Below are 23,555 nucleotides of genomic sequence, written 5' to 3'. Positions count from 1 at the left end.
GTCAGTCCTCCCTGCTGCGGCGGGCCGCGGGACGACGGCTGCTGCCGGACGCGGACTTGCGCGTGCTCTTGTCGTCCTCGGAGTCCGCGTCGGACCCGGAGTCTCCGCCGCGCAGCCCCTCGCCGATGGCCTCGACCGCCCCGGCGAGCGCGCCCTTGGACTTGCCCTTGGCGCCGGACTCGGTCGCCTCCCCGACCAGATCGGTGAGCTGGGAGGGCGCCTTGCGGCCCGACTCGAGGTCGAGGCGGTTGCACGCTTCGGCGAAGCGCAGGTACGTGTCGACGCTGGCGACGACCACCCGTGCGTCGATCTTGAGGATCTCGATGCCCACCAGGGACACCCGGACGAAGGCGTCGATGACGAGGCCGCGGTCCAGGATCAGTTCCAGGACGTCGTAGAGGGTGCCGGAGTTGGCGCCACCGGAGACGGTGGCGCTGCTCTGCGTGGCAACAGTCACGCTGGATCATCCTTTCCGTTCCGGCCTGTTCGCACAGGCCGCCGAGTGCGGGTCGCGGGGCGGAGGCCGGGCCGTGGTGCGCCGCTGAGCCCTCCCGGGGACCCGGTGGTCAGCGCTCAACCCGGCCTCGGGCGTACCGTCCGGTGCGCTCGTAGCCGACGATGCGGCCCTTGCGGTCGAGATCGACGCGGTAGGAGGCCATCACGCTGGTGGTGTCGGGAATCCGCGGGATCTCCACGACCTCCACCTGCGCGGTCCATCCCTGGTCCGTGCCCTTGAGCGCGGAGACGCCGGCGGGCTCGCTCTGGAGCAGCTCGGACAGCTCGCTCGTCACCGCACGCATGACCTCGGCCATCGCAGGCCGTTCGTCCGCGCCGCCGGCGTTGCCGGCGTTGCTGCCGTTCCCGCTGTCGCTGTCGTCCTCGCCGTCCGCACGGTTCCTGCCGTCCTTCGTCGTCATGCTCCGGTCCAGTCGCCTAGGGGTTGAGCGGTCGGCCGCGGTTGTTCCGCGGTTGCGGGTCGCCTGCCCCTGCCCGGGGGAACGTACGCGCGAAAGATGCCGATTGCCGCTGCCTGTCCCGGCCGCTCCATGGCCGGCCGGCTCCGCGTTTCCCCAGGGGAATCCAGGACAGATGGCATGGACGCGGCGTGCGCGGGCGCCCGGCCGGGCGTTCGGCCCCGGGGCTCCGTCGCGTGGCAACGGAGGAGACATGGGAGGAAACATCCGAAGAGAACAGAAGGACCAAAGACCTGCGGACGCCGGCCCGGGGCCGGCGGTCGGGCACCAGGCACCGGACCAGCCGACGGAGTTGCCGAGGGCCTCGTGGTGGGTCGTGCTGAAACGGACCTTCAAGGAGTTCCAGGCCGACGAACTCCAGGACCGTGCCGCCGCCTTGACGTACTACAGCGTGCTGTCGCTGTTTCCCGCGCTGCTCGTCATGGTCTCGGTGCTGGGGGTCTCCGGCAGGTCGGCGACCGAGAAGGTGCTGGCCGACCTGACCCGCCTGGCGCCCGGCTCGACCCGTGAACTCCTCACCCAGGCCGTCCAGCAGCTCCAGGACAGCGCGGGTACCGGCTCCGCGCTCGCCGTCGTGGGCCTCCTGGCCGCGCTGTGGACCGCCTCGGGCTACATGGGCGCCTTCATCCGCGCGGCCAACGCGGTCTACGACGTGCCCGAGGGCCGCCCGCTGTGGAAGGTCCTACCGCTGCGCCTCGGGCTCACGGTGCTGCTCATGGTCCTCGCCTACGCCAGCGCCGTCACCGTGGTGTTCTCCGGTGCCCTCGCCCGCCAGACCGGCGCCGCCTTCGGCATCGGCGACTCGGCGCTGACGGTGTGGTCCTACGCCAAGTGGCCCGTCCTCGCGCTGCTGGCGGTCCTGACGATCGCCGTGCTGTACTGGGCGGCGCCCAACGCCAAGCGCAGCGGCGTCCTGTGGATCACCTCCGGCGGGGTACTCGCCCTGCTGCTGTGGATGGCCGCCGCCGGCGGGTTCGCCGCCTACGTCTCCAACTTCGGCTCCTACAACAAGACGTACGGCGCCCTCGGAGGCGTCATCGTCTTCCTGGTGTGGCTGTGGATCACCAACCTCGCCGTCCTCCTGGGCCTGGAGTTCGACGCGGAACTGGCGCGTGCCCGGGCCGTCGCCGGCGGTCTCCCGCCCGACCGCGAGCCGTACGTGACCCCGCGGGACACCGAGGAGTGGAGCGAGGAGGAGCGGGAGCGCCTGGAGTGAGGCCGCGGGCGGGGCCCGGCGGGCCCGTGCGGTGTTTCGGTCCCGGCCGAGCGGTGAGACGACCTCCATGACTGACACGAACAGGCAGGCGAAGTCGCCGAAAGCGACCGACAGCAGGAAGACCGCGGCACCGAAGTCCCGGCGGACGGCCTCGAAGACGGCGGCGTCCTCCCGCGGCAAGGCACCCTCCGAACGCCGCCCCGCCCGGCAGCGGCAGGACGCGGGCGCCGCATCCGGCACCGACGGCGGCACCAGGACCGGCCAGGCCGACCAGGCAACCGGGACCGCCAAGTCCGTCTCGAAGGCCGCCGGCAGCGCGGCCGGTGCGGTGCGGGCCACGGCCGACACGGCGACGTCCGGAGGGCTGTCCGCCGTGGCGGAACGGGCCGGCCGGCTGGCCGCTCAGCCCCTCGAGACCGGCCGGCGCACGGTGGGCACCGTCTCCCGCGGCACCGTGGCGACCGCGCGGACCACATGGCGGCTGATCCGCGCACGCGGTGCCGTCGTGGCGGGCGCCGGCGTCTCGGCAGCGGTGGCGGGGGCCTGCTACGCGGCCGGCCGGCACGCGGCCGCCCGCGGCATGGGTCCTCTCACCCGCGCCACCGGGGGCCGTCTGTAACCCCGCCCGGGCAAGTCGCGCGCGCGGCCCCCTCCTCCACCGTGCGGATCGACGTGCCATCCAGCGGGTACGGCACGTGCGACCACCCGGATCAGGCGCCTACCGCCAGACGGGCCGGGGCACGACCGGGTCGGCGGGGGGCGGACCCGCCGTTCGGGCACGAGCGCGAACCGAGGCGCGTGCGCGCACGGCCTGTACGTTGTCCCCGGCTACAAGGGCACGCACGCGCATCGACCAGATGCCGGGGCCGGGCGCTGCCGGCGAGGAGCCGCAGCGCCGGGGCAGTCGACCGACAACGGAGGAGTTCCCGATGCCACACGACGTCACGGCTGTCGCCCAGCTCGTCCTGCACGAACGGCAGGCCCGAGACCGCGGGTGGTGGGACACGATGCAGGAGGGCTACGCGACCGACTCGGTGGTGCGGCTCAGCTGGTTCCGTGGCAGCGGTGCCGAGTTCGTGGAGCAGTCTCGGCACATGGCGGGGCGGGGGGACCGGGCGATCCACCGGCTCGGTCCGCCGGTCGTCGACGTACGAGGTGAGCGGGCCCTGGTGGAACTGCCCGCCGCGATCGAGGTGACCGCGGAGGTGGACGGCGTCGAGGCGGTCCTCGTTTCCCACGCCCGGCTCCTGTACCGCGCGGCGCGGGCCGAGGGGCGGTGGAGGATCAGGTCTCTCGACCCGGTCTACGAGAGGGACACCCTCACGCCGGCGATCCCCGGAACCGGCCTCAGCGTCGACATGGAGGTTCTCCGGCACTACCGGGTCCCCTACCGTTTCCTCGCCTATGTGCTGGGGCACCGGGGCTACACGATCGGCGACGACCTCTTCGGCGACGACCGCCCCGACGAGGTCGCCCGGCTCTACGAAAACGCCCACCTCTGGCTGGGTCCGTCCGACCGGTAGCGGCCGGACTGGGGGAGCGGTCCGGTCCGCGGGTGAGCCCGAGCGCGGGCGCGGAGGACCTCCTGGTCACCTTCAGGGCCGGCCGGGCGCCGTGCGAAGGTCAGGCCGGCGGGAAGCCGCATCCGTCACGCAGGATGGCGAACGCCTCGGTGACGAGGTCCTTGAACGTTCCTTCGGCAGCCTCTCCCCGCGCTGTGACATCGCGGAAGCGGCTGAAGGCCGTGCGCATTCCGGCGAGTGCCGCTCGCGCGGTGACTTCGGCGCGCAGCAGTTGGCGGTCGTCGGGGTCGTCGACGCCGTTCCGCTGGAGCAGCGCCTTGACCAGGTCGGCCTCCCACTCCGCGAACACCGCCAGTACGCGTGCCGAGGGAAGGGTGGGTGGCACCGGCCCTCCGGTGTCCACGGTCGAGTGGGGGAGCAGGGCCGTGAGGCTGACCAGCACATCGCGTCCACCGGCTCCGAACGACAGCAAGGCGTTCAGCACGGCCTCGAGCGGAGCCTCGTCCGCCGGCCGGTCGACGACTTCTGCGGCCAGAGCGGGACCCAGCTGCCGCAGCTCGTGCGACAACACGTCCTCCTTGCTGGCGAAGTAGCGGAAGAACGTGCGTGCGGAGACGTCGACGGCCTCGGTGATGTCCACGACCGTGGTCTCCGCGAAGCCTCGCTCCGCGAAGAGCCGCATCGCGGCCCTGTGCAGCGCCTCCTGGGTCGCCGCGCGCTTGCGGCCTCGGCGTGAGGGTTCGGCCATGGCCGGAATTCTTCCATGCGGAGGGAGCGCGGGCGCAGGGCCGCGGCGCGGGCTTCAGGCGTGCAGGTGGGGCAGGACCCGGTCCAGGCGGCGGGGCAGCCACCAGTTGGCCTTGCCCACCAGGAGCATCGCTGACGGGACCAGGACGAGCCGGACCACTGTGGCGTCGAGGATGACGCTGACGGCCAGTCCGAGGGCGAGCATCTTGATCACGACGGTGGGCGAGGCGGTGAAGGAGAGGAACACCACGGTCATGATGAGAGCCGCGCTGGAGATGACCCGCCCGGTGAGCGAGAGGCCGACCGCGACGGCCCGGGCGTTGTCCTTGCTTTCCTGCCACGTTTCCGCGACGCGGGAGAGCAGGAAGATCTCGTAGTCCATGGAGAGCCCGAAGACGATGGCGAACATCATCATCGGCACGTAGGACTCGATGGGCACTGGTTCGGTGAGCCCGAGGATCTTGTCGCCCCATCCCCACTGGAAGGCCGCGACCAGGACGCCGTAGGACGCGCCGGTGGTCAGGAGGTTGAGCAGGACGGCCTTGAGGGGGATGAGCAGGCTGCGGAAGACGGTCATGAGCAGCAGGAAGGCGGCGGCCAGGACGATGCCGATGATGATCGGCAGCCGCGCGGTGACCAGGTCGCGGAAGTCGAGCTGGCCGGCGGTGCTGCCGGTCAGGTACGCCTTGGCGCCGGTGCCCCTGACCGCCATGGGCAGGGTGCGGCCGGTGAGTTCGGTGTAGAGGCCGCTGGTCAGGGCGTCCTGCGGCCCGCTGGACGGTGTGAGCGTGCCGACGAGCACGCGGCTGTCCCGGCTCGGCCGCAGCGGGGTGACGTGGGCCACGCCACTGGTCTTCCGCAACGCGTCGGAGACGTCCGTTGCGACCTCGGCGCTGGACCCGCTCGCGTGCTGGACGTCGACCACGACGACCATGGGCCCGTTGGCGCCAGGGCCGAAGCCGGGTCCTGGGGCGTCGGCGATCCAGTGGTAGGCGTCGCGGGTGGTGCTGCCGGCCGGGTCGGCGCCGTCGTCCACGTGACCGAGGCGCATGGAGAACAGTGGGACGGCGCAGACGGCGAGCAGGACCACACCGGCGGTCAGGAAACGCCAGGGGTGGCGGGAGACGAGGGCGGCGTAGCGGTGCCAGCCGTCGTGGTCGCCGCCGGTCTCCGCGGTGGGGCGGCGCACGTGGAGCCGGTCGATGCGGCGGCCGACGAGACCGAGGGCGGCCGGCACGAGAGTGAGCGCCGCGGTCGCGGTGACGAGGACCGCGACGGTGGCCGCCAGGCCGAGCTTGCCGATCAGGCTGAGCCCGCAGGCGTACAGGCTGAGCAGGGCGATCGCGACGGTGACGGCGGCGACCAGGACGGCGTGTCCGCTGGTCGCGGCTGTTCGTCCCGCGGCCTGTTCCGGGTCGTGTCCGTCCATGAGGTCCTGGCGGAAGCGTGTGGTCAGGAAGAGCGCGTAGTCGATTCCGACACCCAGGCCCATCATGATGGCCAAGGTGGGTGCGGACGTGGCGAAGGTGACGCTGCCGGCGACAATGCCGACCACGCCCATCCCGACGCCCACACTGACCAGTGCCGTGACCAGCGGCATCACAGCGGCGGCGACGCTTCCGAAGGCGAGCAGGAGCACGACCAGGGCCGCGGCGACCCCCGCCCCTTCGCTGACGGCGTCCTTCTGCGGGGTGCGCACGATGCTGTCGAGGTCGCCGCCGTAGGCGACCTGGACGCCGTCGGCCTCGGCGGGCGCGGTGGCTTCGTCGAGCGTGCCCTTGTAGCCGTGCCCGAGGTCCTTGATCTGCTGGTCGAAGGAGACCGTGGTGTATGCCGTGCGTCCGTCACTGCTGGTCACGGGTGACGAGGCGGCGGTGACATGGGGCATCTTCGCCAGGCGGCTGACGGAGTCCGCCATGCCGCTGCCATGGCCGGAGACGGTGCCGGAGCCGACATGGAAGACGACCCGGCCGCTGGGATCGCCGGCCGTCGGGTCGGACGCCTTGAGCAGATCGGCCCCGCGGGCCGACTGGGTGCCGGGAAGGCTCACCTGGTCGCTGTACACGGCCCCGACCACGTTTCGCCCGGCCAGGCCGGCCAGCAGCACGACGAGCCACGAAGCAACGACCCACACGGGGTGCCGGGCACAGAACGCCCCGAGCCGTCCCAGCAGTGGCAGGGGAGCGGGCGGTTTCGTCGCGGTCGACGTCACCTCGGATGTCGGGGTTTCCGACTCGGTGGATGACACGGCACCTCCAGGAAGGGTCTCTCGTACGCTCCGCACCCTAGCCAGAAAATGTCACATCTGACAATTGACACAAGTGACATTCTGGCTGAAGGTGGTTGGGCACGCCACCGGCACCCGACCCCGGATCGGAACTCCATCACTGTGAACAATCGTGGGATCGCCCTCGTCTCCGCCGTCTCCGCCGCTGTGATCGCCGGCGCCGCCGGTGCGACCGACCTCGTCGTCGAACACGTCGCCGAGCAGCGCGTCGTCAAAGCCGCGACCTGCAAGCTGAAGCCCACGGGTTCGGTGAGCGCCGACCTGGAGGGCTCCTTCGCCGGCTTCCACGCGCTGACCGGCGATCTCGGGACCGTCCGGGTGGATGCCGACGGCGTCAAGCGCCAGGGCGCCTCGGTGGACGTGCGGGCGGTTCTGAAGGACGTCACCAGGCAAGGCGGCACGGGCGGGGGAAGCGCCGCCGTCACCGTGCCCTACAGCGAGTTGCAGAAGCGCCTCGCCTCCGGAAGCGGCGCCGGGAGCGCGGGACTGGGCGGAATGACGGTCGGTTCGGACGGCTCCGCGCTCACCCTCACCGGGAGCGCGGGCCAACTGGGTCTCCCCGTCACGGTGGAGACCTCGCTCACCACCGCCGCGAACAGTCTCACCATCACCCCGACGAGCGTGGGGGTCCTGGGCCGCGACATTCCGGTGGGCCAGTTGGGCAGCGCGCCGATGGCCGCCGGCCTGGCGGACAAGCTGAAGCCGCGCACGGTCAAGCTGGACCGGCTTGCAGCCGGCGCGGTGCTCACCTCCGCGTCGGCAGGCACGCGGGGCCTGGTGCTGCACCTGTCCCTCGGCCCCGGCGCGGGGGCCGCCAAGAGCTCCGGCTGCTCGATGTAGCCGGCCCGTGGGCGCGATGGGGCCGGTGGCGTCCCGCTACCGGTTCCGCAGGCGTTGCGTCAGCCGGGCCAGCAGGGGGAGCGCGGCTGAGAGCGTGGCGCGCTCCTCGGGGACTTCGTGCCCGACGCCCCCGTGGGGACCCTGCTGCTCCCGACCAGCGGACCGTGGACCAAGCTCGGCGAGGCCGCCGACTACGTCCGCGCGGTCAAGCCCGAGCAGATCGTCCAGATCCACGAACTGATGCTCAGCGACCTCGGGCAGCACTCCGTCGCCAACCTGCTGGGTGAGAACGGACTGACCGGCATCGCCGTCCGGCGTCCCGCCCCCGGCACAGCCCTCCAGCTCTGAGCACCCTTCCCGCTCTGAGCACCCTTCCCGACTCCCGAAGAAGGAGCGCCATGCGCTTCGCGACCATCCGCACCGGCGACACCCGCACCGCCGCCCGGATCGAGGGCGACCGCGCCGTGCTGGTCGACGCCACCGACGCCGTCGACGCCTACCTGCGCCGAGACCGCCTGCGGGACATCGGCGAGACGGACGCCCGGACCGCCCCCTACGACTGCGTCTCGCCCGCTCCGGCGCACATCCTGTGCATCGGGCTCAACTACCGCGCCCACATCGAGGAACTGGGACGTCCGATGCCCGAGTACCCGACGTTCTTCGCCAAGTTCGCCTCCACCCTGACCGGCCCGCGGGAAACCGTCACCCTGCCCCGCGTCAGCGACCAGGTCGACGGCGAGGCCGAACTGGCGGTGGTCGTCGGACGCCGGCTCTCCCGCGCCGACGTGCGGGAGGCGGCAGACGGCATCGCCGGCTACGCCGTCGCCAACGACATGTCGATGCGCGACTGGCAGCACCGCACGACCGAGGCGCTCCAGGGCAAGGTCTTCGACCGCTCTACGCCCCTCGGGCCGCTGCTGGCCACCCCCGACGAGGTCGACGACGCCCGCGACCTCGGTGTCACCTTCACCGTCGACGGCGTCGAGTGGCAGCGCGGATACACCGGTGACCTGCTGTTCACCCCCGCCGAACTCCTCTCCTACTGCAGCACCTTCCTCACCCTCGAACCCGGCGACGTCGTCCTGACCGGCACACCGGGAAGGACGACCGCGGCCGGCGCCACCCTCGAACCCGGCCGGCGGCTTGTCACCGCGATCGAGGGACTGGGCGAAGCGGTCAACCCCACCGCCGCAGACCCGCTGCCCGACACGAGGCCCGCCTGGACGGAGCGGACACCGGCCCGGTGGACACCACCCATCCGGACCTGACGACGGCCCACCCCGTACGGTGGCCCTCTGCCCCTCGGGGCCCGCGCCCACCGCTCCTTCCGGCCACCGCGCCCTCGGGCGATGCACAGCGAGGATGACCATGCCCGTACCGTTCGACAGCGAACTGCGCACCCTCTCCACCGCCCTCAGGGACGAGATGGGGGTGATGAGCCTCGACCGCCTCGCGGACGTCCGCGCGGAGGACGCCGCCGAGGTCCCGGACCTCGACGAGTTGCGGCGCGGCGGCCGGTTCGCCGTCGGCGAGCGCTCGGTCCCGGGGCCGGCCGGCAACCCCGAGGTCGCGCTGCTCATCTGCGAGCCCGCCGGCGCGGCCGGACCGCGGCCGGTGATCTACTACACGCACGGCGGCGGAATGTTCAGCGGCGACCACCGCCTCGGCCTCGACCCGATGCTCGACATGGCCGAGCAGTTCGGCGCCGTGCTCGTCTCGGTCGGTTACCGCCTCGCCCCCGAGCATCCGCACCCCGCTCCGATCGACGACGTCTACGCGGGGCTGTTGTGGACCGCCGCTCACGCGGTCGAACTCGGCCTCGACCCGGCACGGATCGTCATCGTCGGCGCGAGCGCCGGCGGCGGCCTCACCGCCGCGCTCGCGCTGACCGTACGCGACAAGGGCGGCCCCCGGCCGCTGGGGCAGCTGCTGATGTGCCCGATGCTCGACGACCGCGGCGAGAGCGCCTCGATGCGGCAGATGGACGGCCACGACTTCTGGGACCGCGGCTGGAACGGATTCGGCTGGAGCGCCCTGCTCGGCTCCGCCCGGGGTGGCCCGGACGTGCCGGCCTACGCCGCTCCCGCGCGCGCCACCGACCTGTCGGGGCTGCCTCCCGCCCACATCGAGGTGGGCTCCGCCGAGTCCCTCCGCGACGAAGCCGTCGACTACGCCTACCGCATCTGGCGGGCCGGCGGTGAAGCCGAACTGCACGTGTGGTCGGGAGGCTTCCACGTCTTCGAGGTGATCGTCCCCGACGCCCGGATCAGCGTCGCGGCCCGCCAGGCCCGCCACTCCTTCCTCGACCGCCTTCTCGCCGGCCGGCCGTAGGAGGAGGGGGCGGGCAGGGTGCGGCGGGGCCCTCGGCGAAGGGGATCAGATGTCGCGGAAGATCTCGATCTGCGCGCCGATCGTGTTGAGTCGTTCCGCCAGGTCCTCGTAACCCCGGTTGATGACATAGACGTTGCGCAGCACCGACGTGCCCTCGGCGGCCATCATCGCCAGCAGCACCACCACCGCGGGGCGCAGCGCGGGCGGGCACATCATCTCCGCGGCGCGCCACCGGGTCGGGCCCTCGACCAGCACCCGGTGCGGGTCGAGCAGTTTGACCTGGGCGCCCAGCCGGGTCAGCTCGGTGAGGTAGATCGCGCGGTTGTCGTAGACCCAGTCGTGGATGAGCGTGGAGCCCTGGGCGGTCGCCGCGATGGCCGCGAAGAAGGGCACGTTGTCGATGTTGAGCCCGGGGAAGGGCATCGGGTGGATCTTGTCGATCGGCGAACTCAGCTTCGACGGGCGGACGGTGAGGTCCACCAGCCGGGTGCGGCCGTTGTCCGCGCGGTACTCGGGGGTGAGTTCGTGGTCGAGCCCCATCTCGTCCAGGACGGCGAGCTCGATCTCCATGAACTCGATCGGCACCCGGCGGATGGTCAGTTCGGACTCGGTCACCACCGCGGCGGCCAGCAGGCTCATCGCCTCGACCGGGTCCTCCGAGGGGGCGTAGTCCACGTCGCGGTCGATCTCGGCGACGCCGTGCACGGTGAGGGTGGTGGTGCCGATGCCCTCCACCTTCACACCGAGTTCCTCCAGGAAGAAGCACAGGTCCTGGACCATGTAGTTGGAGCTGGCGTTGCGGATGACGGTCGCGCCGTCGTAACGGGCGGCGGCCAGCAGCGCGTTCTCGGTCACGGTGTCGCCGCGCTCGGTCAGCACGATCGCCCGCTTCGGGGCGATGCCGCGCTCCACCTCCGCGTGGTAGAAGCCGTCGGTGGCGGTGATGTCCAGGCCGAAGTGGCGCAGCGCGTTCATGTGCGGCTGCACGGTGCGGGTGCCCAGGTCGCAGCCGCCCGCGTACGGGATGCGGAAGCGGTCGGTGCGGTGCAGCAGCGGGCCGAGGAACATGATGACGCTGCGGGTGCGGCGGGCGGCGTCGGTGTCCATCGAGGCCAGGTCCAGCTCGGCCGGCGGTACGACCTCCAGGTCGTTGCCGTCGTTGATCCAGCGGGTGCGCACCCCGATGCTGCCCAGCACCTCCAGGATGCGGTAGACCTCCTCGATCCGCGCCACCCGGCGCAGCGTGGTGCGGCCCGCGTTCAGCAGTGTGGCGCACAGCAGCGCGACGCACGCGTTCTTGCTCGTCTTGACGTCTATGGCGCCGGACAGCCGCCGCCCCCCGACCACTCTCAGGTGCATCGGCCCGGCGTAGCCCAGTGCCACGATCTCGCTGTCCAGCGCTTCGCCGATTCTGGCGATCATCTCAAGGCTGATGTTCTGGTTGCCACGTTCGATCCGGTTGACGGCGCTCTGGCTGGTGCCGAGCGCCTCCGCGAGTTGCGCCTGTGTCCAGCCGCGATGTTGCCGGGCGTCTCGGATGAGCCGGCCGATGCGTGCCAGGTAGTCGTCGGTCATATCAACGACCTTATCTCATATGTGAGATAGCGTCGCATCGGTTGGGCCGTCCGTGGGCGGGTCGCCGTCTTCACCGTAACGCCGCAGGGGCCGCCTGCCATCCGGGGCGCGGCCAGGCGGTGGACACTCACCCGCGCGGACCTGGGCCGCCGCCCGGCGGCCGGGGGCGTCCACCCGCACAGACGGCGCCCGTCCGGTCCTGGTTCCCCGGGTGCCGGCGCATCACCCGGCGGGCCGGGGGTACCCGATTGCGGCAGGTGTACTAGAGTTATCTCGACATCGAGATATCTGCCGAGGCGTGCCGTCAGGACGCCAGCAATGCGGTGGTACGCGCGAGAACATGCATGAAGGAGACTGTCGTGTCGGCGAACAGCTTCGACGCCCGCAGCACCCTGCAGGTGGGCGACGAATCGTATGAGATCTTCCGGCTGGACAAGGTCGAGGGTTCGGCCCGGCTGCCGTACAGCCTGAAGGTCCTGCTGGAGAACCTGCTGCGTACCGAGGACGGCGCGAACATCACCGCCGACCACATCCGGGCGGTCGGCGGCTGGGACTCGCAGGCCCAGCCCAGCCAGGAGATCCAGTTCACCCCGGCCCGTGTGATCATGCAGGACTTCACCGGCGTGCCGTGCGTGGTGGACCTGGCGACCATGCGCGAGGCGGTCAAGGAGCTGGGCGGCGACCCGGCGAAGATCAACCCGCTCGCCCCCGCCGAGCTCGTCATCGACCACTCGGTGATCGCCGACCGCTTCGGCACGCCGGAGTCCTTCACGCAGAACGTCGAGCTGGAGTACGGCCGCAACAAGGAGCGCTACCAGTTCCTGCGCTGGGGCCAGACCGCCTTCGACGAGTTCAAGGTGGTCCCGCCCGGCACCGGCATCGTGCACCAGGTGAACATCGAGCACCTGGCCCGCACCGTCATGGTCCGCGGCGGCCAGGCCTACCCCGACACCCTCGTCGGCACCGACTCCCACACCACCATGGTCAACGGCCTGGGCGTGCTCGGCTGGGGCGTCGGCGGCATCGAGGCCGAGGCCGCGATGCTCGGCCAGCCGGTCTCCATGCTGATCCCGCGGGTGGTCGGCTTCAAGCTCACCGGCGAGCTGCCGGCCGGCACCACCGCCACCGACCTGGTGCTGACCATCACCGAGATGCTGCGCAAGCACGGCGTCGTCGGCAAGTTCGTCGAGTTCTACGGCGAGGGCGTCGGCGCCACCTCGCTGGCCAACCGCGCCACCATCGGCAACATGTCCCCGGAGTTCGGCTCCACCGCGGCGATCTTCCCGATCGACGCCGAGACGCTCAGCTACCTCAAGCTCACCGGCCGCTCGGCCCAGCAGGTCGCGCTGGTCGAGGCGTACGCCAAGGAGCAGGGCCTGTGGCTGGACCCGGCCGCCGAGCCGGACTACTCCGAGAAGCTGGAGCTGGACCTGTCCACGGTGGTGCCGTCCATCGCCGGGCCCAAGCGCCCGCAGGACCGCATCGTGCTCGCCCAGGCCGCGCAGCAGTTCGCCCGCGACGTGCGCAACTACGTCACCGACGACGAGGAGGCGGGCAAGGAGTCCTTCCCGGCCTCGGACTCCCCGGCCACCCACAACGGGGTGCCCAGCAAGCCGACCCTGGTGACCACCCCCGACGGCGGCACCTACGAGATCGACCACGGCGCCGTCACCGTCGCCGCGATCACCTCCTGCACCAACACCTCCAACCCCTACGTGATGGTGGCCGCCGCCCTGGTGGCGAAGAAGGCCGTCGAGAAGGGCCTGACCCGCAAGCCGTGGGTGAAGACCACCCTCGCCCCGGGCTCGAAGGTCGTCACCGACTACTTCGACAAGGCGCACCTGACCCCGTACCTGGACAAGCTCGGCTTCAACCTGGTCGGCTACGGCTGCACCACCTGCATCGGCAACTCCGGCCCGCTGCCGGAGGAGGTCTCCAAGGCGGTCAACGAGGCCGACCTCGCGGTGGCCGCGGTGCTCTCCGGCAACCGCAACTTCGAGGGCCGGATCAACCCCGACGTCAAGATGAACTACCTCGCCTCGCCGCCGCTGGTCGTCGCGTACGCCATCGCCGGCTCGATGAAGGTGGACATCACCAAGGACGCGCTCGGCACCGACACTGAGGGCAAGCCGGTCCACCTCGCGGACATCTGGCCGACCGAGGCCGAGGTCAACGACGTGGTCGCCTCCGCGATCGGCCAGGACATGTTCACCGAGTCCTACCAGGACGTCTTCGCCGGCGACGCGCAGTGGCAGGCGCTGCCGATCCCCACCGGCAACACCTTCGAGTGGGACCCGCAGTCCACCTATGTGCGCAAGCCCCCGTACTTCGAGGGCATGGGCACCGACCCGGAGCCGGTCACCGACATCTCCGGCGCCCGGGTGCTCGCCAAGCTCGGCGACTCCGTCACCACCGACCACATCTCGCCGGCCGGTGCCATCAAGGCCGACACCCCGGCCGGCCAGTACCTCACCGAGCACGGCGTGCAGCGCCGCGACTTCAACAGCTACGGCTCGCGCCGCGGCAACCACGAGGTCATGATCCGCGGCACCTTCGCCAACATCCGCCTGCGCAACCAGATCGCGCCGGGCACCGAGGGCGGCTTCACCCGCGACTTCACCCAGGAGGGCGGCCCGGTCGCCTTCATCTACGACGCTTCGCGCAACTACATCGCGCAGGGCACCCCGCTGGTGGTGCTGGCCGGCAAGGAGTACGGCTCCGGCTCCTCCCGCGACTGGGCCGCCAAGGGCACCGCGCTGCTGGGCGTCAAGGCCGTCGTCGCCGAGTCCTACGAGCGCATCCACCGCTCCAACCTGATCGGCATGGGCGTGCTGCCGCTGCAGTACCCCGAGGGTGAGACCGCGCTGAGCCTGGGCCTGACCGGCGAGGAGACCTTCAGCATCAGCGGGGTCACCGCGCTCAACGACGGCAGCACGCCGCGCACCGTGAAGGTCAGCACCGACACCGGCGTCGAGTTCGACGCGGTGGTGCGGATCGACACCCCCGGAGAGGCCGACTACTACCGCAACGGCGGCATCATGCAGTACGTGCTGCGCTCGCTGCTGCGCAAGTAGCCCCGGTGACCTCGGCGTAACCCCGCCGAAGCACCGCTGTCGGCCGTACGGGCCGCACCCCTGTCACCCGGGGGTGCGGCCCGTACGTGTTGCTGCGGCAGGTCTCCCCGCCCCGGTGCCCTCCGGCCGGTTCACTACTTGAACACACCGGACCGGGAGGGGCGTTACGACTGAATACAAAGCCGACCGGAGCTTTCGGGCGGACGAACGTCCCACGTTTCGGACAGGTCTCAACTCGGGAAAGCTTGGCGGCCAAACTTTCTTTCGATCTTGCCCTGTCCGAGCCGAGTGGACTATACCTGTCGGCGTCCGGGAACCCGCTGAGCGCGGGACCGCGCGGGGGCGCCGACAGGGCGGCCAAGGCAGCCGTCGGCTATCGTTCCTCGCCTCACTGGATGCACCGCATCACTCACGCTTCAACTGTTCGCGGTCGTCGGCGGCTTCCGCTGCACCGCATGAGTCCTGGAAGAAGGCTGAGGACTTGAGCATGGGCTCCGAGATCAACCGCCGTGATGCCATCAAGCGGGCCATGGCCATCGGCGTGGTGGCCGTCCCGTCCGCCTCGCTGCTGTCGGCCTGCGCCTCCAGCGGCGGCGGCAGCGACAAGCCGAAGTCCGAACCCACCGGTGCCAAGACGGCGAACAACCCGCTCGGGGTGAAGAAGGGTGCCCCGCTGGAGGCGTTCATCTTCAAGGGCGGCTTCGGCGACTCGTACGTGAAGGCCGCCGAGGCGGTCTACAACTCCGAGTACGGCATCACGGTCAAGCACACCGGCACCCAGGGCCTCGGCCCCAAGCTCCAGCCGCGCTTCGCCAGCGACACGCCGCCGGACGTCATGGACAACTCCGGCGCCGACAACCTCGACACCGCGGCCCTGGCCAAGGAGAACAAGCTCCAGGACCTGACCGCGCTGCTCGACGCGCCGACCGTCGACGACCCGAGCAAGAAGGTCCGCGACGTCCTGATCGCCGGCACCGTCGAGCAGGGCCAGTTCGGCACCCAGGCGATGTACGCGTTCAACTACGCCTTCACCGTCTACGGCGGCTGGTACTCCAACAAGCTCTTCCAGGACAAGGGCTGGGAGTACCCGCAGACCTTCGACCAGGCGCTCGCCCTGGGCGCCAAGGCGAAGAAGGAGAACATCTCCCTCTTCACCTACCCGGGCAAGTACCCCTACTACGTCCACTTCGACCTGCTCGCCCAGATCGGCAAGATCGGCGGCAAGGACGTCCTCAACGCCATCGACGACCTCGAGGACGGCGCCTGGCAGGTGGACGCGGTCAAGCAGGTCATCGGCTACTACGAGGAAGTGGCCGCGAAGAAGTACTTCATGCCCGGCTCCGAGGGCATGACCCACATCCAGATGCAGACCGCCTGGACCAAGGGCAAGGCCGCCATCGTGGCGGACGGCTCGTGGGTGGAGAACGAGGCCGCCCCGACCATGCCCAAGGACTTCGACCTGGCGGTCGGCCCGCTGGTCGGCGCCGGCTCCTCCGACAAGCTGCCCTTCGGCACCGTCTACGCCGCGGCCGGCGAGCCGTACATCGTCGCGGCCGACGGCAAGAACCCGATCGGCGGCATGGAGCTGCTGCGCATCATGATCAGCAAGAAGGAGACGGACAACTTCACCAACACCACCAAGTCGCTGACCTGCATCAGCGGTGCCGCGGAGGGCCTGACCCTCACCCCCGGCCTGGCCTCGGCGTCCAAGGCGCTGACGGCGGCGGGCACCAATGTGCTGAACTCGCGGCTCCAGGACTGGTACGTCAAGCTCAACCAGGAGACCCTGGGCAACCTGACCCTCCAGCTCCTGACCGGAAAGATCGACGCCAAGAAGTGGATCGAGGGCGCGCAGAAGGCCGCCGACGCGACCAAGGCGGACTCGTCCGTGCCCAAGTTCAAGCACGTGTGACCCGAACCTTCCCTGACGGCTGAGACGAGAGCGACCGGCACCATGCGACACGGCAAGTACCGGTTCATCATCGGGTTTCTGGCAGTACCTGTGGCGTTGTACGCGGTCCTCGTGATCTCGCCCTTCATCCAGGACTTCCAGATCTCCTTGACGGACTGGAGCGGGTTGACCCCCGAGAAGCACTACATCGGGCTGGACAACTACCAGAAGATCATCCACAACAACCTCTTCTGGAAGGCACTGTGGCACAACGTCCTGATGCTGCTGATCGTGCCGATCGTGACGCTGGGACTGGGACTGTTCTTCGCCTTCATGCTCAATGTCGGCGGCCGGCGCAAGGGCAGCGCGTCGGTCGCCGGCGTTCGGGGCGCGGGTTTCTACAAGATCGTCTACTTCTTCCCGCAGGTGCTGTCGGTCACCGTGGTCGCGGTGCTGTGGGAGCAGATCTACAACCCCGACCCGGACAGCGGCCTGCTCAACGCGCTGCTGCACCACGTCCACCTCGACTCGCTCCAGCAGTCCTGGCTGGGTAACCCGAGCATCGCGCTCGCCTGCATCATGGCGGTGATGGTGTGGTCCAACGTCGGCTTCTACGTGGTGCTCTTCTCCGCCGGCATGGCCTCGATCCCCGCGGAGATCTACGAGGCGGCGCTGCTGGACGGCGCCAACCGGATCACCACCTTCTTCCGGGTCACCCTGCCGCTGCTGCGGGACACGGTGGCCACCGGCTGGGTGTACATGGGCATCATCGCCATGGACGGTTTCGCCCTGGTGCAGCTGATGTCGGTCAACAACGGCGGGCCGAACGAGAGCACGGACGTGGTGCCGCTGCTGCTGTACAAGACGGCCTTCCGCGACAACAGCCAGTACGGCATGGCAGCCGCGATCGGTGTCGCGATGCTGATCGTGACGCTGCTGTTCGCCGTTCTGACGCTGCGGCTCTCGCGCCGCGAGCGCATCGAGTTCTAGGGGTGCCGCGATGACCACTGAGACCTACGAAGACGCGCCCGGACCGGCGGACAAGGCTCCCCAGGCGTTCCCCAAGCCCGCGCCGGACGCGGCCGCCCGACACCGCTGGCGCGGCGAGGGCGTGGTGCTGAACGTCTTCAGCCACGGCTTCCTCATCGTCTGGGCGCTGATGGTGGCGGTACCGCTGCTGTGGGCGGTGTGGAGCTCCTTCAAGACCTCCGGCGACATCCTGTCGCACCCCTGGTCGCTGCCGTGGCCCCTGCACGGCGGCAGCTGGACGCGCGCCTGGACCAAGGCGCACATGGGCCGCTACTTCATCAACACGGTGATCGTGGTGGGCTTCTCGACCGTCGGCACGATGCTCTTCGGCTCGATGGCCGCCTACGTGCTGGCCCGGTTCGAGTTCTTCGGCAACCGCTTCATCTACTTCCTGTTCGTCGGCGGCATGGCCTTCCCGGTCGTCATGGTGCTGGTGCCGCTGTTCTTCGTCACGAAGAACCTGGGCATCCTCAACACGCTGCCCGGCCTGATCCTGGTGTACATCGCCTACTCGCTGCCGTTCACCGTCTTCTTCATGACGTCCTTCTTCCGGACACTGCCGACGTCCGTGGCCGAGGCCGCGCTCGTCGACGGGGCGAGCCACACCCGCACGTTCTTCCAGATCATGGTGCCGATGGCCAAGCCGGGCATCATCAGCATCGGGATCTTCAACGTGCTCGGGCAGTGGAACCAGTACCTGCTGCCGCTGGTGCTCAACCAGGGCAACACCGACAAGTGGGTGCTGACCCAGGGGCTCGCCGACCTGGCGGTGCAGCAGGGATACAAGGGCGACTGGTCGGGTCTGTTCGCGGGGCTGTCGATCGCGATGCTGCCGGTGCTGGCGGTCTACGTCGTCTTCCAGCGGCAGGTGCAGGCCGGGCTCACCGCGGGCGCGGTGAAATAGGCCCGCCGCCCGGCCGAGAGGGCCCCGTACGCTGTCCCCAGCGGCTCCGCGAGCATGCGGAGCCGCTGGTCGGCGTCGGGGGTGGATCGCGTAACGGTGTGGTTCTCCCCCCTTGACGGGACATCACCCCTAACCCTCAACTTAGAGTTCACATGTTGTAGACGACGGGGTCTCACTGGTGTGGCAGCTCTGGCGCCGGTACCCGGGCCCCGTCCCGTGCGGGCAGCCGGAGGCGCTCCGGCCGCCGGGCAGGAGTGGATGTCGTGGATACTCCGGGATCGCAGTCGTCGCTGCACCGGGCCAACCTGGAGCGCGTGGTGCGGGCCGTCCGGCTCGCCGGTTCGCTCACCCAGGCGGAGATCGCGCGTACGACCGGCCTGTCGGCGGCCACGGTGTCCAACATCGTCCGCGAGCTGAAGGACAGCGGGACGGTGCAGGTCACGCCGACCTCCTCGGGCGGTCGGCGGGCGCGCAGCGTGGCGCTGTCGGGCGACGCGGGCATCGTGGTGGGGGTCGATTTCGGCCACTCCCACCTGCGGGTCGCGGTCGGCAACCTCGCCCACCAGGTGCTCGCCGAGCAGTCCGAGCCGATCGACGTGGACGCCTCGGCGTCCGAGGGCTTCGACCGGGCCGAACAGCTGGTCGGACGGCTGGTGGAGTCCACCGGGATCGACCGCGACAAGGTGCTCGGGGTGGGCCTGGGCGTGCCCGGCCCGATCGACATGGAGACCGGCCTGCTGGGCTCCACCGCGATCCTGCCGGGCTGGAGCGGGATCAACCCGCGGCAGGAGCTGATCGACCGGCTCGGCGTCCCGGTGCAGGTGGACAACGACGCCAACCTCGGCGCGCTGGGCGAGCTGGTGTGGGGCAGCGGCCGCGGGGTGCGGGACCTGGCGTACATCAAGGTCGCCAGCGGCGTCGGCGCCGGGCTGGTGGTGGATGGCCGGATCTACCGGGGCCCGGGCGGCACCGCGGGGGAGATCGGGCACATCACGCTGGACGAGTCGGGCCCGGTGTGCCGCTGCGGCAACCGCGGCTGCCTGGAGACCTTCACCGCGGCCCGCTACGTGCTGGAGCTGCTGCGCGGCAGCCACGGCGAGCACCTGACCATCCCGAAGATGGTGCAGCTGGGGCGGGAGGGGGACCCGGGGTGCCGGCGGGTGATCGGCGACGTCGGGCGGCACATAGGCATGGGGGTGGCCAGCCTGTGCAACCTGCTCAACCCGAGTAGGGTCGTGCTGGGCGGGGACCTGGCCGAGGCGGGGGAGCTGGTGCTCGGCCCGATCCGGGAGTCGGTGTCGCGCTACGCCATCCCCAGCGCCGCGCAGCGGCTGTCGGTGATGCCGGGGGCGCTCGGCGCGCGGGCGGAGGTGCTGGGGGCGCTGGCCCTGGTGCTGAGCGAGATGGGTGACTCCACGCTCCTGGACGGGAACGCAGCGGTGGATTCCCCCGCGTTCTCGGCATAACGCAGCGTTCACACTGCTAACGAAACGCGCCGTTGCCATCTCGTTAAGTGTTTACTTCTTGACGACACGTGTCAGCGAGAGTTGACTCACCTGCACCTCGGCCGCAGTGTTGCGGCCCTGTCAGGGAGGCACCTCAGATGAACGCAATGACGCGTCGAATCGTCATCGGCACGGCGGCTGTGTCGATGGCGCTCACCATGGCCGCTTGCGGCAAGGCGGGCGGCAGCAGCAGCTCGGACAAGAGCAAGGACAAGTCGATCGGCCTGCTCCTGCCGGAGAACGCCACCACCCGGTACGAGCAGTTCGACAAGCCCCTGATCGAGAAGAAGATCAAGGAGCTGTGCTCGGACTGCACCATCAGCTATGACAACGCTGCCGGAGACCCGCAGAAGCAGGCCCAGCAGGTCAACACGATGATCACCAAGGGTGTCAAGGTCCTCATCGTGGACCCGGAGGACTCGGTCGGCATCAAGTCCTCGATCCAGGCCGCGGTCAACAAGGGCATCAAGGTCGTCGCCTACGACCGCCTCGCCGAGGGCCCGGTCTCGGCCTACGTCTCGTACGACAACGAGAAGATCGGTGAGGAGCAGGGCCAGGCCCTGCTCGACGCGATGGGCGCCGACGCCAAGCCGACCTCGAAGATCGTCATGATCGACGGTGACCCGGCCGACCCGAACGCCGCCATGTTCAAGGCCGGCGCGCACAAGATCCTCGACGGCAAGGTGAACATCGCCTACGAGCAGTCCGGTCTGTGGAAGGACACCACGGCCAACCAGAAGATGACTGCGGCGATCACCCAGCTCGGCGCGAAGAACATCAAGGGCGTCTACTCCGCCAACGACGGCATGGCCGGCGGTATCGCCACCGCCCTGAAGGGCGCGGGCATCAACCCGCCGCTCACCGGCCAGGACGCGGAGCTCCCCGGTGTGCAGCGCATCCTCGCCGGCACCCAGAGCGCCACGATCTACAAGCCGTACAAGCCTGAGGCCGACGCCACCGCCGAGATCGCGGTGAACCTCCTCGAGGGCAAGAGCATCACCAGCATCGCCACCACGACGTCCAAGAGCGCGTCCGGCCAGACCGTGCCGTCGCTGCTGATCGGCGCCACCGCGGTGACCAAGGCCAACCTCAAGGACACGGTGGTCAAGGACGGTCTGTACCCGACCTCCCAGATCTGCACCACCCAGTTCGCGGCAGCCTGCAAGGCGGCCGGCATCGAGTAGAGCCACCGCCTCCCGGTGAAGCCTGTCCGGTGCCCCGCACCCACCAAAACACCCCGCTGCCGGGGCGGGGCGCCGGACGGAAACACGACGGGACCAGTGGGGGAACGGGCCAACGCCCGTTCCCGTCAGGCCTTGCAATCCTGTGCTCCCCAGCACTTCCTCCGCGGGCGGTAACCCGGTCCGCGGCATCCCCGCCGGTCAGGCGGCGAAGGAGATGGTTCACGTGTCCGCTACGCCCGTGTTGGCGTTGCGCGGAGTCTCCAAGCGATTCGGTGCGGTGCAAGCCCTCACCGACGTCGAGCTGGAGGTCCACGCCGGAGAAGTGGTCGCCCTCGTGGGCGACAACGGTGCCGGCAAGTCAACTTTGGTCAAGACGATCGCAGGCGTCCACCCGATCGACGAAGGCGTCATCGAGTGGGAGGGCCGCGGCGTCAACATCGGGCGCCCGCAGGACGCCCAGCAGCTCGGTGTCGCCACCGTCTACCAGGACCTGGCGCTGTGCGACAACCTCGATGTGGTCGGCAACCTCTTCCTCGGCCGGGAGCTGCTGCGGTTCGGCAGCCTCGACGAGGTCACGATGGAGAAGCGCTCCCGCGAGCTGCTCAACACCCTCTCCATCCGCATCCCCAGCGTCCGCATCCCGATCGCGAGCCTTTCCGGCGGCCAGCGCCAGGTGGTCGCCATCGCGCGTGCGCTCATCGGTGAGCCCAAGGTCGTCATCCTCGACGAACCGACCGCCGCGCTGGGCGTCGAGCAGACCGCGCAGGTCCTCGACCTCGTCGAGCGGCTGCGCGAGCGCGGTCTCGGCGTCATCCTGATCAGCCACAACATGGCTGACGTGATGGCGGTCGCCGACACCGTCCACGTGCTGCGGCTGGGCCGGAACAACGGTTCCTTCCCGGTGAAGAGCACCACGAACGAGCAGATCATCGCCGCGATCACCGGAGCCACGGACAACGCCGTGACCCGTCGGCAGTCGCGCAACGCGGAGGCGGCCAAGTGAGCGACGAGACGACCATCGACACGTCGAAGGACGGCGACAAGCCGTCCGTCGAGGAAGTACCGCCGCCCGCGGTGGCGGCGGTCGACCCGCGCCTGCTGGTGCGCGAGCAGGGCCTGAAGGGCTACGTCACCGAGTTCCAGCGCCGCCTCAAGGGCGGCGAACTGGGCTCGCTGCCGGTCATCGTGGCGCTGATCGTCATCTGGGCGATCTTCCAGAGCAAGGACAGCCTGTTCCTCAGCTCGACCAACATGGTCAACATCAGCTACTTCGTGGCGGGCACCGGCATGCTCGCCATCGGGCTGGTGTTCGTGCTGCTGCTCGGTGAGATCGACCTGTCGGTCGCCTCGGTCAGCGGCCTGATCTCCGCGCTGTTCGCGGTGTTCACCACCACACACGGCATGAACATGTGGTTGGCGTTCCTGCTGGCGGTGCTCATCGGCATCGGTATCGGCGCCGTGCACGGCATCTTCTTCGCGAAGGTCGGCGTACCCGCCTTCGTCGTCACCCTGGCCGGCTTCCTCGGCTGGAACGGCCTGATGCTGTGGGTGCTGGGCGACACCGGCAGCCTCTCGATCGCCGACAAGGGCCCGATGCACCTGCTCGGCCAGACGTCCTTCTTCATGGACCAGGACATCGCCGGCGCCTACATCCTGGCCACCGTCGGGGTCGCCGCGCTGCTGCTCGGCTCGTTCGTCGAGCAGGGCCGCCGCCGCAAGGCCGGCGTGCCGTTCCGCCCGACCAGCGAGATCGTCGCCCGTGCGGTGCTGCTGGCGATCGTCGCCTACGTCGTGGCGTTCGTGCTCAACAAGACGGCCGGTGTGCCCAACGCCCTCGTGGTCTTCCTGGTCGCGCTGATCATCTGCGACTTCGTGCTGCGGCGGACCACCTTCGGCCGCAAGGTCTTCGCGCTCGGCGGCAGCATCGAGGCCTCCCGGCGTGCCGGTATCAACGTGGACCTGGTCCGGATCTCGGTCTTCGCCATCGCCGGCGGCTTCGCGGCCCTCGGCGGTCTGTTCCTGGCCGCCCAGACCCAGACCGCGACGCTCCAGGCGGGCAGCGGCAACACCCTGATGCTCGCCATCGCCGCGGCTGTCATCGGCGGCACCAGCCTCTTCGGCGGGCGCGGCCGGGTCTGGTCGGCCCTGCTCGGTGGCCTGGTCATCCAGTCCATCACCACCGGCCTGGACCTGCTGAACATGAACACCTCCATCCAGTACATGATCACCGGTGGCGTGCTGCTGGCGGCCGTGGTCGTGGACTCGGTGTCCCGCAGGACCCAGCGGACGTCCGGGCGCGCCTGACGCCCCGGCCGTACCCGTAACGAGGCACCCGGCGCCTTCGTGGTACGACCGGACCACAGCCCGTGACATATCTCGCACGGGTCGGCCGACGCTCCGGTATGCGGAACATTAGACTCGCGGAACGGCCAGATCGGCCCGCCGCGACGGACAAGTGCGCGCTAGGAAGAGGAG

Annotated in this window: 20 protein-coding genes; 15 read left to right on the top strand and 5 right to left on the bottom strand. The window is 70.0% G+C overall.

Annotated features, from left to right (window positions below; translation table 11 throughout):
- Position 1 precedes the first annotated feature (1 nt).
- Both AC3ERT_RS13520 and AC3ERT_RS13515 read right to left on the bottom strand, forming a co-directional pair.
- Positions 2–457, bottom strand: coding sequence for a gas vesicle structural protein GvpA (locus tag AC3ERT_RS13520; protein ID WP_435174180.1), 456 nt, complete (start codon positions 455–457; stop codon positions 2–4).
- 109 nt (positions 458–566) lie between these two features.
- Complete coding sequence (locus tag AC3ERT_RS13515) at positions 567–917, bottom strand: gas vesicle protein GvpO (protein WP_435174179.1); 351 nt, start codon at positions 915–917, stop codon at positions 567–569.
- Positions 918–1,089: 172 nt separating this feature from the next.
- On the opposite strand from AC3ERT_RS13515, the gene AC3ERT_RS13510 reads away from it, so the two are divergent.
- The 3 genes from AC3ERT_RS13510 (at position 1,090) to AC3ERT_RS13500 (ending at position 3,713) form a co-directional block, all read left to right on the top strand.
- Positions 1,090–2,190 (top strand): YihY/virulence factor BrkB family protein, encoded by a 1,101-nt coding sequence (locus AC3ERT_RS13510; RefSeq protein ID WP_435174178.1) that lies wholly within the window; start codon positions 1,090–1,092, stop codon positions 2,188–2,190.
- A gap of 67 nt (positions 2,191–2,257) precedes the next feature.
- Positions 2,258–2,809 carry a hypothetical protein gene (locus tag AC3ERT_RS13505; protein ID WP_435174177.1) on the top strand — a complete coding sequence of 184 codons (552 nt, stop codon included), beginning with the start codon at positions 2,258–2,260 and terminating at the stop codon, positions 2,807–2,809.
- A gap of 310 nt (positions 2,810–3,119) precedes the next feature.
- Positions 3,120–3,713, top strand: coding sequence for a nuclear transport factor 2 family protein (locus AC3ERT_RS13500; protein WP_435174176.1), 594 nt, complete (start codon positions 3,120–3,122; stop codon positions 3,711–3,713).
- Positions 3,714–3,813: 100 nt separating this feature from the next.
- Here AC3ERT_RS13500 and AC3ERT_RS13495 read toward each other — a convergent pair whose 3' ends face one another.
- Positions 3,814–4,461 carry a TetR family transcriptional regulator gene (locus AC3ERT_RS13495; RefSeq protein WP_335983433.1) on the bottom strand — a complete coding sequence of 216 codons (648 nt, stop codon included), beginning with the start codon at positions 4,459–4,461 and terminating at the stop codon, positions 3,814–3,816.
- Between the two features lie 54 nt (positions 4,462–4,515).
- Positions 4,516–6,708 carry an MMPL family transporter gene (locus tag AC3ERT_RS13490; protein ID WP_435174174.1) on the bottom strand — a complete coding sequence of 731 codons (2,193 nt, stop codon included), beginning with the start codon at positions 6,706–6,708 and terminating at the stop codon, positions 4,516–4,518.
- A gap of 141 nt (positions 6,709–6,849) precedes the next feature.
- Here AC3ERT_RS13490 and AC3ERT_RS13485 point away from each other — a divergent pair, with 141 nt between their 5' ends.
- The 4 genes from AC3ERT_RS13485 to AC3ERT_RS13470 all read left to right on the top strand — a co-directional run bounded on the left by AC3ERT_RS13485 (position 6,850) and on the right by AC3ERT_RS13470 (position 9,918).
- Positions 6,850–7,587, top strand: coding sequence for an LmeA family phospholipid-binding protein (locus tag AC3ERT_RS13485; protein WP_435130025.1), 738 nt, complete (start codon positions 6,850–6,852; stop codon positions 7,585–7,587).
- Positions 7,588–7,704: 117 nt separating this feature from the next.
- Positions 7,705–7,935, top strand: a complete 231-nt coding sequence (locus tag AC3ERT_RS13480; RefSeq protein WP_335983439.1) for a hypothetical protein — start codon at positions 7,705–7,707, stop codon at positions 7,933–7,935.
- A 50-nt stretch (positions 7,936–7,985) separates the two neighbouring features.
- Positions 7,986–8,855, top strand: coding sequence for a fumarylacetoacetate hydrolase family protein (locus AC3ERT_RS13475; protein ID WP_435174171.1), 870 nt, complete (start codon positions 7,986–7,988; stop codon positions 8,853–8,855).
- Positions 8,856–8,955: 100 nt separating this feature from the next.
- Positions 8,956–9,918, top strand: coding sequence for an alpha/beta hydrolase (locus tag AC3ERT_RS13470; protein WP_435174169.1), 963 nt, complete (start codon positions 8,956–8,958; stop codon positions 9,916–9,918).
- Between the two features lie 45 nt (positions 9,919–9,963).
- Here AC3ERT_RS13470 and AC3ERT_RS13465 read toward each other — a convergent pair whose 3' ends face one another.
- Positions 9,964–11,493, bottom strand: a complete 1,530-nt coding sequence (locus AC3ERT_RS13465; protein ID WP_335983446.1) for a UDP-N-acetylglucosamine 1-carboxyvinyltransferase — start codon at positions 11,491–11,493, stop codon at positions 9,964–9,966.
- A gap of 359 nt (positions 11,494–11,852) precedes the next feature.
- Between AC3ERT_RS13465 and acnA the strand changes: the two genes are divergently transcribed.
- The 8 genes from acnA (at position 11,853) to AC3ERT_RS13425 (ending at position 23,384) form a co-directional block, all read left to right on the top strand.
- Positions 11,853–14,567 carry an aconitate hydratase AcnA gene (gene acnA, locus AC3ERT_RS13460; RefSeq protein ID WP_435174168.1) on the top strand — a complete coding sequence of 905 codons (2,715 nt, stop codon included), beginning with the start codon at positions 11,853–11,855 and terminating at the stop codon, positions 14,565–14,567.
- 487 nt (positions 14,568–15,054) lie between these two features.
- Positions 15,055–16,479: an N-acetylglucosamine/diacetylchitobiose ABC transporter substrate-binding protein gene (gene ngcE, locus AC3ERT_RS13455; RefSeq protein ID WP_335983520.1), complete on the top strand. Its 1,425-nt coding sequence runs from the start codon at positions 15,055–15,057 to the stop codon at positions 16,477–16,479.
- Positions 16,480–16,521: 42 nt separating this feature from the next.
- Positions 16,522–17,448, top strand: coding sequence for a carbohydrate ABC transporter permease (locus AC3ERT_RS13450; RefSeq protein WP_435130015.1), 927 nt, complete (start codon positions 16,522–16,524; stop codon positions 17,446–17,448).
- Between the two features lie 10 nt (positions 17,449–17,458).
- Positions 17,459–18,391, top strand: coding sequence for a carbohydrate ABC transporter permease (locus tag AC3ERT_RS13445; RefSeq protein ID WP_435174166.1), 933 nt, complete (start codon positions 17,459–17,461; stop codon positions 18,389–18,391).
- 263 nt (positions 18,392–18,654) lie between these two features.
- Positions 18,655–19,857 carry an ROK family transcriptional regulator gene (locus tag AC3ERT_RS13440; RefSeq protein ID WP_335983454.1) on the top strand — a complete coding sequence of 401 codons (1,203 nt, stop codon included), beginning with the start codon at positions 18,655–18,657 and terminating at the stop codon, positions 19,855–19,857.
- A gap of 137 nt (positions 19,858–19,994) precedes the next feature.
- The gene (locus AC3ERT_RS13435; RefSeq protein WP_335983456.1) at positions 19,995–21,080 is read left to right on the top strand and encodes a sugar ABC transporter substrate-binding protein; all 1,086 of its coding nucleotides are present in this window, start codon (positions 19,995–19,997) and stop codon (positions 21,078–21,080) included.
- A gap of 214 nt (positions 21,081–21,294) precedes the next feature.
- Entirely contained in the window at positions 21,295–22,083 is a 789-nt protein-coding gene (locus tag AC3ERT_RS13430) for an ATP-binding cassette domain-containing protein (RefSeq protein ID WP_335983458.1), read from the top strand.
- On the top strand, positions 22,080–23,384 hold the full coding sequence (locus AC3ERT_RS13425; protein WP_435130006.1) for a sugar ABC transporter permease: 1,305 nt from the start codon (positions 22,080–22,082) through the stop codon (positions 23,382–23,384). Before AC3ERT_RS13430 ends, AC3ERT_RS13425 begins: the two co-directional genes overlap by 4 nt.
- Positions 23,385–23,555: the final 171 nt, after the last annotated feature.

The organism is Actinacidiphila sp. bgisy145 (assembly GCF_057708125.1).
The sequence above is the reverse complement of the archived record's forward strand: the minus strand, read 5'-3'. Positions and strand labels throughout refer to the sequence as shown.